The following is an 11,798-nucleotide window of genomic DNA, read 5'->3' on the forward strand; positions in this document are numbered from 1 at the left end:
TGCCAGCAGTGCCACGACGAGTGCCCGCATGGCTCCACGGTCGCAGAGCCGGGTCAGTCGCCCAAGGTCCGGAGGAAGTACGCCCACTGAACAGCGGGGAAAGCGAGGGTGGGGCCGGTCCGGTTCTTGGAGTCCCGCACGGCCACGGCAGGCCCGGTGAACGCCACTTCGACGCAGGCTGTATTGCTGGCTCCGTTGCTGCGGCTGCTCTTGCGCCACACTGCATCAGCGCAGGCCACCTCGACACAGGCCGCGTTGCTCGCACCGTTGGTGCGACTGCTCTTCCGCCATCTCGCACCGGAAAGGTCCACTGTAGACACAGCCATCGCCTCTCTCATCCGGCCAGGACCCGCTCGATCAAGGTCACTGACGCATCGGGGCTCAATGCCTTGGCGGCGAGGTGATCGAACGTCAGTCTAGCCTCCCGGAGTTCATGCTCATCTTCGACGTGCAGCGCCCCGGTCACGTATTCGATGAAGAGGACACCTGTTTCTTCGGGCTCGGAGAAGTCCAGCAGGATAAAGCTAGTGCTCAGCCCATCGGGAACACCAATTTCATGCGGCACCACTTGCAGCGTGACATTGGGCAGCCGAGCTGCCCTGACCAGCTTTCCCAATTGATCATGCATAATCTCGGCGCTGCCGACCACCGTGCGAAGCGCACCTTCGCCTACGACGGCGTGCAGCCGCAGGGGGTTCTCGGAGTCGATGATCCGCTCTTGGCGGATTTGCCGGACTTTGATGTCGTTCTCCAACCAGCGCTTGGTCCGTTGCAATCGATGAGACTCGAACAAGGCGCGCATGCAGGCGGGCGTCTGGAGTAGACCGGGGATGATCAATGCCGCCACTTCACGCACATCGGATGCCTCTGTCTCCACGTCGATGTAGCCCTGGTTCTCGATGCCGAAGGAGGTCCACCAGCCCCGCTCGCGGGCGCGTTGGGTCTGGTCGACCAGGTCGGGGTCGTAGTGGTCGTACAGGTCCATCATCGACTTCACGAGGTGGACGTCGACCAGCGTCTCGCCCTTCTCGATGCGGTGCAGGGCGCTGCGCGTCTTGTACAGCGCCGCCGCGGCTTCGTCCAGCGTCATCTTCGCCCGCACGCGCATCCGGGCGAGCTTCTTCCCCAACCTGCGGCGGCGGAAAGGCGGTCGGTTCGGCACGTCTTCCATGATCGCAGCGGGACGGACAAAATCGAGATTTCCAATGATGTTCACCGAAAAGTGTGGCCGTCTCGGGTGGACATTACCCCTATGGAAGCCAACTTGTTCTCTCTCGTGTCCGCGAGCGACCCGAGCAAGGTGTTCGCCTACGGCATGGAAATCGCCCAGGAGACCCGCACCGACGCGATCGTCTACCGCCGCGACCCGGACACCGGCAGGACCATGGTCGGCCAGCACTCCACGGCCGAGGACGCCCTGAAGCGCTACGGCAAGCGGGTGCCGCTCGTCCTGCGCTGGGAGTACGACGAGGACGACTGCTAGTCCCCGCGCAGGTAGCGGGTCATCATCGCCACCAGTTCGTTCTCGAACTTCTCCACGGGAATTCCCTGCGGCATGGCCATGAACTTGTGCGTGTTCATCTCCACGGTGAACAGGACGAGTTCCGTGGCCATGTCCAGGTCACCCACCCGGACGTCGGGGTGGCGGGCGAGGACGTCGCGGACCTGGCTCGTGCGCAGCTGCTGGTGCCGGGCGACGGTGTCCAGCAGCTCCTGGGAGACCGGGGCCTCCTCGATCATCAGCCGGAGCAGCCGGGGATCGTCGCTGTGGTTGTCGATCGCGTCGCGGACGAGCGCCCGGACCGCGGCCTCCAGCGTGCCCGGCGAGAGGTCGAGCCGGTCGGCCTCGGTCCAGGTGCCGCGGTCGATGTGCTGGACCGCCAGCTCGGCGAGGATGGCGTCCTTGTTCGGGAAGTACTGGTACAGCGAGCCGATGGAGACGCGGGCGCGCTCGGCGATGCGGTTGGTGGTGCCCGCCGCGTAGCCGTGCTCGGCGAAAACGTGAGCAGCGGCGGTGAGGATGCGCTCGCGCGTCAGCTCGGCGCGCACCTGGCGGGGCTTGCGACGTGGCTCCAAGCGGCGGTCGGCCGAGGGCATCCTGATCCTCTCCGAGGGCGGTAAAAGCGAGTAGCAAAGACCTGAGCTAATGCTCACAATAGTGCTATGAGCTGCGAAAACAAGAGTCCGTTGTGAGTACGCCACACCGCTTGGCCACTGTCGCCGAGGTGGAGGCGGCCGTGGGGCAGCGGCCGTCGATGGTCATGCTGAAGCAGATCGGCGCGCTGGACGAGGGCTGCCGCTCCGTCCTGGCGCGCTGCCCGCTGGCGGGCTTCGGCTACCGCGACGCCGGTGGCGTCAGCCGCACGACGTTCATCGGCGGCACACCGGGCTTCGTGCGCGTCCACTCCCCCACGCGGATCTCCTTCGCCCTGCCGGAGGGCGAGGCGCACGGGCCGGTGTCGTTCGTGTTCCTCCTGCCGGGCATCGGGGAGACGTTGCGCCTCAACGGTTCCGTGGTCGAGCGGAAGGGGGTCGAGACGTTCATCGACGTCCAGGAGGCGTATGTGCACTGCGCGCAGGCGGTGATCCGCTCGCGCCTGTGGCAGCAGCCGGTGGCCGAGGCCACGCCCGTGATCGTGGGTGACGGCCCGTTGGGTGGTCCGGGTGTCGTGGAATTCCTCGCTGCCGCACCGTTCCTGGTTCTGTCCACTTGGGACAAGTCGGGTGGCGGCGACACCAGTCCGCGCGGGGACCAGCCGACCGTGGCGCGCGTGCTCGACGGCCGGACGCTCCTCATCGCCGACCGCAGGGGCAACAAGCGCACGGACAGCCTGCACAACCTGCTTCAGGACGACCGGCTGTCGTTCGCCGCGCTGGTCCCCGGCCGGACGGGCGTGCTGCACGGCAGGGGCCGGGGCTCGATCACCGACGACCCCGCGCTGCTGGAGACGGTGGCGCTGCGCGGGACGCCCCCGCACGCGGCGCTGCTCATCGAGGTCGAGCACGCCGAGGTGGCCGCCAACGACGCCGTGGCGCGCTCGCGGGTGTGGAGCGCGCACGTCGCACCCGGCGCGGTGCCGGACCTGATGGTGCTGGCCGGGGAACACCTCGCCGCGAACATGGCCGCCCGCCGGGGCGTGCTCGCCCGCGTGCTCAAGGTCGTCGGGAGGATTCCGGGGTTCGAGCGGGCGTTCCGGGCGGTGATGAACCGCGCCTACCGGTCCGGGCTGCTCAAGGAGGGCTACCAGGACGTCGAACTGGGCTCGCGGCCCGCCCGGCCCGCGGCGGACAAGCCGTTGCGGGAGGTGCGGGTCGTCGAGGTGCGGCGGGAGACGCCCAGCGCGGTCACCCTCGTGCTGGAGGACGCCGAACGCCCGCGTCCCTTCGACTTCCGGCCTGGGCAGTTCTTCACGCTGGTCGCGGACGTCGACGGCCGACCGTTGCGGCGCGCGTACTCCGCGTCGTCCGCGCCGGGGTCGTCGCGGCTGGAGATCACGGTCAAGCGGGTCGAGGGCGGCCGGTTCTCCACCCACGTCCACCGGAACCTGCGCGCCGGGGACCGGCTGTCGGTGCGCGGCCCGTCCGGATCGTTCCACGTGGAACCAACGTCGGGGGAAGTCGTGCTGGTCGCGGCGGGCAGCGGGGTCACGCCGATGATGAGCGTGATCCGCGCCCTGCTCGCGGAACCGACGTCGGGCCGGATCGCGCTGCTGTGCAGCAACCGCAGTGAAGAAGAGGTCATCTTCGCGGACGAGTTGCTGCGGCTGACGAGGGAGCACCCCGAACGGCTGACGGTCACCCACGTCCTGACGCGGGAGCGCGGGCGGCTCGACGCGGCGGGGGTGCGCGGCTGGCTGGCCGACCTGCGGCCGTCCGACGACGCCCGGTACTACCTGTGCGGGCCGGATGGGCTGATGGACACGGTCGGGGGCGTCCTGGTCGAACTCGGCGTGCCCGACGATCGCGTGCACCGCGAGCGCTACACCAGCGGGGCGGACGCGACCGCGACCACCGCGCCGCAGAAGATGGTGGTCGCGGACGGGACGCGCGAGGTCGGCTCGGCGGTGGTCGAACCCGGTCAGACGCTGCTGGACGCCGGGCTCGCCGCCGGGCTGCCGATGCCGTACTCGTGCACGGTCGGCAACTGCGGCGACTGCGTGGTGAAGCTGCGCGGCGGGCGGGTCGCGATGAGCGGGCCGAACTGCCTGACGCCGCGGCAGGAGGCCGACGGCTACGTCCTGACGTGCGTGGGCAGCCCGCTGACCGAGGTTGTCCTGGACATCGCCGCCGGTGCAACCCCTCCGGGCACAACCGCGTAGTTGGGGTGACCGCAGGCAGGAGGGCACCGGGTGGGACGCGACGACGAGTTCTCCGAGTTCTTCACGAACCGGTTCGACCGGGCGCGCCGCACCGCGTACGCGCTGTGCGGCGACTGGGTGGAGGCCGAGGAGATGGCGCAGCAGGCGTTCGTCCGCATGTACGCCAACTGGCGCAAGGTGCGCCGGGAAGGCGCGGACGGCTACCTGCACGTGGTGGTGACCAGGGTGTTCCTCGACTCCCGCCGCCGGGGCAGGCGACGGGAGCACACCGTGGCGGACCCGCCCGAGCGAGCCGTGCCCGCCGACACCTCGGCGGCCGAGGACCGGCAGCCGCTGCTCGCCGCGCTGCGCCTGGTGCCACCCCGGCAGCGCGCCGTGCTGGTGCTGCGCTTCCTGCACGACATGTCGGTGGAGCAGGTCGCGGACACGTTGCAGTGCTCGACCGGCACGGTCAAGAGCCAGACCGCGCGGGGCCTGGAGACCCTGCGCGAGGCCTACCGCGCAACCGAGACCCCGGAGTGTGCCTGATGTGGGACGACGAGCAGGAGCTGCGCGAGGTGCTGCGGTCCGAGGTCGAGGGGCCCGCGCCCGCGCCGTCCACCGAGCTGGCCGAGGTCCTGCGGCGGGGCCGCCGCCGGGTGCTGGCGCGGCGGGCCGGGGCGATGGCGGGGGTGCTGGCGGTGGTCTGCGGGGTCGGCTTCGGCACGATGGCGCTGCGCGACCTCGCGGGACCTCCGGTGCAGGTCGGGAAGCTCGACGGGCCCGCCGTCACCACGACCGCGCCCACCGCGACCGCGCCCACCGCGAACTGGACCCCCGCGAGCCTGCCCCCGCGCACCCCGTACGGCACCTGGCAGCCCGCCGCGTCGGCGCCACCCCCGCCGGACCGGTCGGTCCTGTCCATCCCGCAGTGCGACATGGGGGGCGACCCGCTCGGGAACCTGGGCACGGTCGTGCCGCCCAAGTCGCTGCTGGACGCGTGGCAGGCGGCGGTCACCGAGGTCGCCGCGCCCGCGCGGGTCGGACCGCTCAACGAGCAGGTGCTCAAGGCGAACAAGGCGAAGCGCCCGGACTCGGTCGACGCCTACCAGCACTGGCTGGACGTCACCGACCCGCTGGGCACCGGCGGGGTGTGGCTGTCCGTGGGCACCCACCGGGGCGACCCGTTGAAGGCCGCGGACGAGCAGGCGTTCTCGCAGGGCAACTGCGCCCCGCCGCGGCGGGCCGTGCTGCCGGACTCGACGGTGGTGCAGTTCTACCCGGTGCGGCCCAGCGAGCCGTTCCAGTCGCTGAGCCAGGTGCTGCGCGTCTACCGGCCGGACGGGCGGTTGGTGCAGGTCGAGGTGCACAACTACGGCAGCCCGGACTTCCGGTTCCGCCCCGACCTGGAGGCATTCGACCGCTTCGGCCCCGGCCGCGCCACGCTGCCGCTGTCGGAGGACCAGCTCACCCGGATCGGCCTGGCCCTGGCCACCACCCCCTGACCCCCAGCCGCGTCGGCAAGTACTACCCGAGGGGCTCACCAGGGCCGTTAACTACTACCCGCCGGCGGACAGACGCGGGCCGGGTAGTAGTTAACGGCCCCTTTCGGGGGGTCGGGTGGTACTTGCAGGCGCGGGGGGCCAGCCGGTGAGGGTGAGGGGGGTTCCGGAGAGGTAGCCGCGCAGGCCGGCGGCGGGGTAGTCGATCAGGTCGGCGGGGAGGGCGGCCAGGGGGAACCAGGTCAGGGCGGAGCACTTGTCGGGCTCGCGGTTGACCGGCTCGCCCGACCAGCGGGTGACCTCGAAGAACAGGCCCAGGCGGGGCTCCAGGCCGGGGGCGGTGACGTGCACGGTGTGCACGTGCCGCAGGTCGGCCTGCTCGACGCGGACGCCGATCTCCTCCTCGGTCTCGCGCGCGGCGGCGGCGAGGACCGACTCGCCCGCGTCGACCTTTCCCGAGGGCAGGTGCCACCGGCCGTCGAAGCGGGAGTCGGTGTCGCGGCGGCGCGACAGCAGGACACGACGGTCGCGCACGAGCACGACGTGCACGTCGACCAGGTGGCGGTGGACCACGCTAGCGCGGCGACCCGGCGGCGCGGACCGGGCGCAGTTCCGGCTCCGGGGCGTCCTTCACGCCGACCACCCGCATCCGGCGCACCGCCGACGGGTCCACCGGCAGCAGCAGCGTGGTGATCCGCCGCACCACGGCGGCCGTGGTCAGCGCCACCGCGGCGGCCAGCAGGTCGGCGACGGCGTGCAGCAACACCCCGTCCGCCATGGCCTGCACGCTGTCGCGGAAGGACCAGGCGAAGGTGAACGCCACGAACAGGCCGGTGCCCGCCCACAGCGCCCACCAGGTGCGGACCAGCTTGGACGGCTTCGGGCGCGCGTTCGCGGGCTGCCGCGCCGCGGCGTGCTCCAGCTCGGCGGCGACCGAGCCGGGCACCACCAGGTTCACGCCCGGCACCACCAGGCCCAGGACGATTTCCCGCTCCGAGCGGGACGGGCCGTAGCCCGCCGTCGCGGCGGCGGCCTCGCGGGCCCGGCGCAGCCACAGCAGCGTGAAGACCACCGCCATCGCGCCCGACACGAACGCCACCACCGACGAGGCGACGACCATCGCGTCGGACACGCCGACCGTCGTCGCCGACAGGGCGCCGTACCGGCTGAGCAGCAGCAGCACGTAGCGCCACAGCTCGCTGCCCGCCGCCCACAGCGCGGTCAGCGCGACCAGGCCGAGGGCGTGCACGGCGGTGCGGGCGGACCGGCGGACCTGGTCGGCGGAGTCCAGGGGGCGGACGGCCTCCAGCGCCACCGAGGTGGGCCAGCGCCACGCCAGCAGCGGGAAGCCCCAGCGCGGCGGCACCGGGTAGGACGGGGGGCCCGCGTAGGGGCGGGTGGGCGCTCCGAACCGACGGTTGGGGTAGGCGCCGGGCGGAGGGCTCGCCACCCAGTCCACGCGCATCGGCTGGAACACCACGTCAGATGACCTCCGGCCGCGCGCCCTCGACCTCGGCCACCAGCGGACGGCCCTGCGCCGCCCACACCTGCATCCCGCCGTCGACGTTGGTGGCGTCCCAGCCGTTGGCGTTGAGGTACTGGGTGACCCGCGCCGACCGGCCGCCCGCGCGGCAGACCACGTACAGCTCCTTGTCGGGCAGCTCGTCCAGCCGCCCGGCCAGCTCGCTCATCGGGATGTGCAGCGCACCGGGGGCGTGGCCCGCCGTCCACTCGTCGTGTTCGCGCACGTCGAGCAGCACCGCGCCGTCGGGCAGCTCCTGCGGGACCTCGGACACTTCAACGCTGGGAACGCTCACGCGGACTATGGTGTCACGCCCCGCGTTGCACTGGCATGAGGACGGACTCCTGCTCGTGGACGTGCTCCCGGTGCGCCCCGGTGTGCGCGCTGGTCCCGGTGGGGGCCGCGCACCGCAGGCCCAGGGCGGTCACCCCGGCCGCCGCGGCGACCACCGCGAGGATGGCCACCGGGGTCCACCACCCGATGGCCGCGGCGATCGACACCACGGCGGCGGCGATGGCGACGGCCACCGCGCCGATCAGCGCCCACCGGGCCGCCCCGATCCGCCCGTGCCGGTTCCGGAAATCGTCAAGAGAACTCATAGACCCTCACTCCCAACAGCACCGCGCTGAGCAGGAAGACAATTCCCACCAGGTTGGCCGTGACCACCCAACCCCACTTCTCCATCTCAGCACGGCCGGCATAGGCGAAGCTACGCAAAAAGATGGGAAACGCGGTGACGCCCAGCAGCAGCGCCAGGAAACTCGCCACCAGCTGGAGCGGCGGGACGGGTTTGCCCGCGAACGACAGCGCGAGGGCGGAGCCGATGAGCGCGACGGACGCCGCGATGATCCAGTCGGTCCAGAACAGCAGGTCGTCGCGCCGCAGGCCGTGCGATCTGCCGCCGAGCCCCGGCCGACTGGCGGCCTTCATGAACATCTGCGCGCACGCCGTGCCGACCGCCACCGCCAAGGTGACCAGAACCCCGCCCACTCGGACCACTTCCTCACTGGAAACGACCACCCGCTTCCCTCGCCGGGTCATTCGCGAAAGAACTACTCAGCGTTAGCCAAATTTTCTGATGATCACACGAAAGAGGGCCATTCCCGCAAAAAGCGGGAATGGCCCTCTTTCTCAGCGTGACGCTAGTGCGCGGTCGCCTTCTCGGCGCCCACGCCGGTCAGCGCGCGCACCTCCATCTCGGCGTACTTCTCCGCGTCGTTCTCCTTCGACAGCACCGTGCCCAAGTAGCCCAGCAGGAACGCCACCGGGATCGACACGATGCCGGGGTTGGACAGCGGGAACAGGTCGAAGTCGGCGTTGGGGAACATCGACGACGGCTTGCCCGACACCGCGGGCGACAGCACGATCAGCAGGATCGTCACGCTCAGGCCGCCGTAGATGCTCCACAGCGCGCCCGAGGTGTTGAAGCGCTTCCAGAACAGCGAGTACAGGATGGTCGGCAGGTTCGCCGACGCGGCCACCGCGAACGCCAGCGCGACCAGGAACGCGATGTTCTGGCCGTTGGCCGCGATGCCGCCCAGGATCGACACGATGCCGATCACGATGGCGGTCCGCCGGGCCACCTTGACCTCGGTGTCCTTGTCCTCCGCCTCACCCTTCTTGATGATGTTGGCGTAGATGTCGTGCGCGAACGAGGCCGACGCGGTGATCGTCAGACCGGCCACGACCGCCAGGATCGTGGCGAACGCGACCGCCGCGATCAGGCCCAGCAGCAGCGGACCCCCAAGGGCCTCGGCGAGCAGCGGAGCCGCCGAGTTGGCCTTGCCGGGTGCCGCGTTGATCTTGTCGGGGCCGACCAGCGCCGCCGCGCCGTAGCCCAGGACCAGCGTGAACAGGTAGAACAGGCCGATCAGCCAGATCGCCCAGACCACCGAGCGGCGGGCTTCCTTGGCGGTGGGCACGGTGTAGAAGCGCATCAGGATGTGCGGCAGGCCCGCGGTGCCCAGGACCAGCGCCAGCGCCAGGGACAGGAAGTCCAGCTTGGTCGTGCCGCTGGTGCCGTACTGCAGGCCGGGGCTGAGCAGCTTCTCGCCCGCCTTGGGGGCGTTGTCCACCGCCGCGCCGAGCAGGCCGGACAGGTTCAGGCCGAACTTGGCCAGCACCCACAGCGTCATCACGCCCGCGCCGATGATCAGCAGCACGGCCTTGATGATCTGCACCCAGGTGGTGCCCTTCATGCCGCCGATGAGCACGTAGGCGATCATCAGCGCGCCGACCACCGCGATGACCACGGCCTGGCCGACCTTGCCGGTGATGCCCAGCAGCAGCGCCACCAGGCCGCCCGCGCCCGCCATCTGCGCCAGCAGGTAGAAGAAGGACACCGCCATGGTGGACGTGGCCGCCGCGGCCCGGACCGGGCGCTGCCGCATCCGGAAGCTGAGCACGTCGCCCATCGTGTACTTGCCGGTGTTGCGCAGCAGCTCGGCGACCAGCAGCAGCGCCACCAGCCACGCGACCAGGAAGCCGATGGAGTACAGGAAGCCGTCGTAGCCGTTGAGCGCGATGGCGCCCGCGATGCCCAGGAACGACGCGGCGGACAGGTAGTCGCCCGCGATCGCCACGCCGTTCTGCGGGCCGGTGAACGCGCGTCCGGCGGCCAGGTAGTCCGCGGCGGTCTTGGTGTTGCGGCTGGCCCGGATGACCACGACCAGGGTCGCCGCGACGAAGACGCCGAAGATGCCGATGTTGAGGAGGGCGTTGCCGTTCACGAGCGGCCCCCTTCGAGCTCAGCGCGGATCTTCTCCGCGGTCGGGTCGAGGTTCTTGTTCGCGTGGCGCACGTACAGCGTCGTGATGGCGAAGGTCGACACGAACTGGAGGAGGCCGAGGATCAGGCCCACGTTGATGTTGCCGACGACCTTGGTGGCCATGAAGTCGTGCGCGTAGTCCGCGAGCACCACGTACAGCAGGTACCAGGCCAGGAACAGGCCGGCCATGGGGAAGACGAACTTGCGCAACCTGCTGCGCAGTTCCACGAAGTCGGGGCTGGACTGGACCTCGACCCAGTTCTGCCCGGCCGAGTCGGACGGGGTGGGCCCCGAGGTGTTCTCAGCGGTGCTCAACGGTCCCCTCCTCGCTTACTTGGCGACGGTGTCAGCGGCATGAACGGCACGTAAGCCCTCCTGGTGCGCTCCGGTTCGCCGTGCACCGTAAAGAGACGTGGCTCACGCTCGGTAGTCCCCGTCCACGCTTATGCGCCCAACTGTCGAGTGATGCGACGAGCGGTAGTAATGCTGAGACGAAGTACCGTTCCGTGACCAACCTCACCGGTCACCCTATGGTGAGCACACCGTCACCCATCCGAGCAAGCCTCGACAAGGCAGCGCCCCCGGACCCCCGAAGGCTCGACCACCCCCCAACCCCGCGCCAGGAGCCACGTCGGCACACCGGACGCATCCGGCACCGATCATGCTCCCCGGCCGCCCTGGGACCGGTCCCGACAAGCCGACACGCGCCACCCCCGCATGGGGGGCAGTGCGGGGGGACAGCGCCGATCAGGCGTCCGCTTTCTCGCCGCTGCCGAAGCGCTGCACGTCGCGGTCGCGCATGAAACCCAGCGGGTCGGGCGCGTGCAGCCGCAGCAGGATCTGGTTGACGTCCTCGGGGGACCGGCGGGCGGTCAACTTGCTGATGACGACCATGGTGGCGAACGCCGCGGGCACGGTGAGCAGCGCGGGCTGGGCGGTGATCGGCGGCGCCCAGTCGCCGGTGTAGGAGCTGATCACGGTCAGCACCTGCGAGCCGATCACCAGGCCGCCGCCCACGATCAGACCCGCCATCGCGCCGACCCAGGTCAGGCCGCGCCACCAGATGCCCAGCAGCAGCAGCGGGCAGAACGTCGAGGCGGCCAGGGTGAACGACATGGCCACCACGGTCAGCGAGGCGTCGCCGCGGGGCAGCAGCAGCGCCAGGCCGATCGCCACCGCGCCGGTCAGCAGGGTGGCCCACCGGAAGTCGCGGACCTTGCCGGGCAGGATGTCCGTGGACACCACCCCGGCCACGCTCACCACCAGGCCCGACGAGGTGGACAGGAACGCGGCGAACGCACCCGCCGCCACGATCGCGCCGAGGATCTTGCCGCCCAGGCTGGGCACCATCATGTGCGGCAGCAGCAGCACCGCCGCGTCGGTCTTGCCGGTGACCAGCAGCTCCGGCAGGTACTGCCGGGAGATCACCCCGAGCACCGTGGGGAACAGGTAGAACAGGCCCAGCAGGTACAGCACGTGCAGCGCGGTGCGGCGGGCCGCCCGGCCGTCGGGGTTGGTGTAGAAGCGGACCAGCACGTGCGGCAGGCCCATGGTGCCCAGGAACGTGGCGAAGATCAGCGAGTAGGTCTCGAGCAGCCCGCTCAGGCCGCGGCCCCGTGGGTCCAGCCACTGCGCGTTGGACGCCGGCGAGCCCTCCACCACCGGCACCGGGTCGCCCGCGCGGAACCGCAGCTCGGCGCGCGCGCCGA

The 11,798-nt window shown here is 70.8% G+C and carries 15 protein-coding genes; 4 read left to right on the forward strand and 11 right to left on the reverse strand.

Going from position 1 to position 11,798, the window contains the following annotated elements; translation table 11 throughout:
• Nucleotides 1-53: 53 nt before the first annotated feature.
• Together IEZ00_RS03120 and IEZ00_RS03125 are read right to left on the reverse strand one after the other, a co-directional pair.
• Nucleotides 54-338, reverse strand: coding sequence for a DUF397 domain-containing protein (locus IEZ00_RS03120; protein WP_306344643.1), 285 nt, complete (start codon nt 336-338; stop codon nt 54-56).
• Nucleotides 335-1,216 carry a helix-turn-helix domain-containing protein gene (locus IEZ00_RS03125; protein WP_229794971.1) on the reverse strand — a complete coding sequence of 294 codons (882 nt, stop codon included), beginning with the start codon at nt 1,214-1,216 and terminating at the stop codon, nt 335-337. The genes IEZ00_RS03120 and IEZ00_RS03125 overlap by 4 nt, the downstream gene beginning before the upstream one ends.
• A gap of 48 nt (nt 1,217-1,264) precedes the next feature.
• On the opposite strand from IEZ00_RS03125, the gene IEZ00_RS03130 reads away from it, so the two are divergent.
• Nucleotides 1,265-1,483, forward strand: a complete 219-nt coding sequence (locus tag IEZ00_RS03130; RefSeq protein WP_189221455.1) for a hypothetical protein — start codon at nt 1,265-1,267, stop codon at nt 1,481-1,483.
• On the opposite strand, the gene IEZ00_RS03135 is transcribed toward IEZ00_RS03130, so the two are convergent.
• Nucleotides 1,480-2,097, reverse strand: coding sequence for a TetR/AcrR family transcriptional regulator (locus IEZ00_RS03135; RefSeq protein WP_189221456.1), 618 nt, complete (start codon nt 2,095-2,097; stop codon nt 1,480-1,482). The genes IEZ00_RS03130 and IEZ00_RS03135 overlap by 4 nt on opposite strands.
• A 110-nt stretch (nt 2,098-2,207) precedes the next feature.
• Between IEZ00_RS03135 and IEZ00_RS03140 the strand changes: the two genes are divergently transcribed.
• Genes IEZ00_RS03140 through IEZ00_RS03150 form a run of 3 tightly spaced genes read left to right on the forward strand, consistent with a single transcriptional unit; the run spans nt 2,208 to nt 5,803 of the window.
• The gene (locus tag IEZ00_RS03140; RefSeq protein WP_229794973.1) at nt 2,208-4,319 is read left to right on the forward strand and encodes a 2Fe-2S iron-sulfur cluster-binding protein; all 2,112 of its coding nucleotides are present in this window, start codon (nt 2,208-2,210) and stop codon (nt 4,317-4,319) included.
• Nucleotides 4,320-4,349: 30 nt separating this feature from the next.
• Nucleotides 4,350-4,847 (forward strand): SigE family RNA polymerase sigma factor, encoded by a 498-nt coding sequence (locus IEZ00_RS03145; RefSeq protein ID WP_189221457.1) that lies wholly within the window; start codon nt 4,350-4,352, stop codon nt 4,845-4,847.
• Nucleotides 4,847-5,803, forward strand: coding sequence for a hypothetical protein (locus IEZ00_RS03150; protein ID WP_189221458.1), 957 nt, complete (start codon nt 4,847-4,849; stop codon nt 5,801-5,803). The genes IEZ00_RS03145 and IEZ00_RS03150 overlap by 1 nt, the downstream gene beginning before the upstream one ends.
• 90 nt (nt 5,804-5,893) lie before the next feature.
• Here IEZ00_RS03150 and IEZ00_RS03155 read toward each other — a convergent pair whose 3' ends face one another.
• The 8 genes from IEZ00_RS03155 to IEZ00_RS36160 form a co-directional block, all read right to left on the reverse strand.
• Entirely contained in the window at nt 5,894-6,373 is a 480-nt protein-coding gene (locus tag IEZ00_RS03155) for an NUDIX domain-containing protein (protein WP_189221459.1), read from the reverse strand.
• Between the two features lies 1 nt (nt 6,374).
• Complete coding sequence (locus IEZ00_RS03160; RefSeq protein WP_229794975.1) at nt 6,375-7,280, reverse strand: DUF4328 domain-containing protein; 906 nt, start codon at nt 7,278-7,280, stop codon at nt 6,375-6,377.
• 1 nt (nt 7,281) lies between these two features.
• Entirely contained in the window at nt 7,282-7,617 is a 336-nt protein-coding gene (locus IEZ00_RS03165) for a rhodanese-like domain-containing protein (protein WP_189221460.1), read from the reverse strand.
• A gap of 13 nt (nt 7,618-7,630) precedes the next feature.
• Nucleotides 7,631-7,921, reverse strand: coding sequence for a hypothetical protein (locus IEZ00_RS03170; RefSeq protein ID WP_189221461.1), 291 nt, complete (start codon nt 7,919-7,921; stop codon nt 7,631-7,633).
• Nucleotides 7,908-8,312 carry a hypothetical protein gene (locus tag IEZ00_RS03175; protein WP_189221462.1) on the reverse strand — a complete coding sequence of 135 codons (405 nt, stop codon included), beginning with the start codon at nt 8,310-8,312 and terminating at the stop codon, nt 7,908-7,910. The genes IEZ00_RS03170 and IEZ00_RS03175 overlap by 14 nt, the downstream gene beginning before the upstream one ends.
• Before the next feature lie 152 nt (nt 8,313-8,464).
• Complete coding sequence (locus IEZ00_RS03180; protein ID WP_189221463.1) at nt 8,465-10,051, reverse strand: monocarboxylic acid transporter; 1,587 nt, start codon at nt 10,049-10,051, stop codon at nt 8,465-8,467.
• A complete protein-coding gene (locus IEZ00_RS03185) occupies nt 10,048-10,404 on the reverse strand; it encodes a DUF485 domain-containing protein (RefSeq protein WP_189221464.1) in 357 nt (118 codons plus the stop codon). The genes IEZ00_RS03180 and IEZ00_RS03185 overlap by 4 nt, the downstream gene beginning before the upstream one ends.
• A 432-nt stretch (nt 10,405-10,836) precedes the next feature.
• Nucleotides 10,837-11,798, reverse strand: a 962-nt coding sequence (locus IEZ00_RS36160; protein ID WP_444544470.1) for a sodium:solute symporter family transporter, incomplete at its 5' end; no start/stop codon positions are given.

The organism is Saccharothrix coeruleofusca (assembly GCF_014648515.1).
GTDB classification, from domain to species: domain Bacteria; phylum Actinomycetota; class Actinomycetes; order Mycobacteriales; family Pseudonocardiaceae; genus Actinosynnema; species Actinosynnema coeruleofuscum.

Coding starts and splice junctions, on each gene's coding strand:
- IEZ00_RS03120 (WP_306344643.1), bottom strand. CDS start 338: ATGAGAGAGGCGATGGCTGTGTCTACAGTGGACCTTTCCGGTGCGAGA.
- IEZ00_RS03135 (WP_189221456.1), bottom strand. CDS start 2,097: ATGCCCTCGGCCGACCGCCGCTTGGAGCCACGTCGCAAGCCCCGCCAG.
- IEZ00_RS03150 (WP_189221458.1), top strand. CDS start 4,847: ATGTGGGACGACGAGCAGGAGCTGCGCGAGGTGCTGCGGTCCGAGGTC.
- IEZ00_RS03170 (WP_189221461.1), bottom strand. CDS start 7,921: ATGAGTTCTCTTGACGATTTCCGGAACCGGCACGGGCGGATCGGGGCG.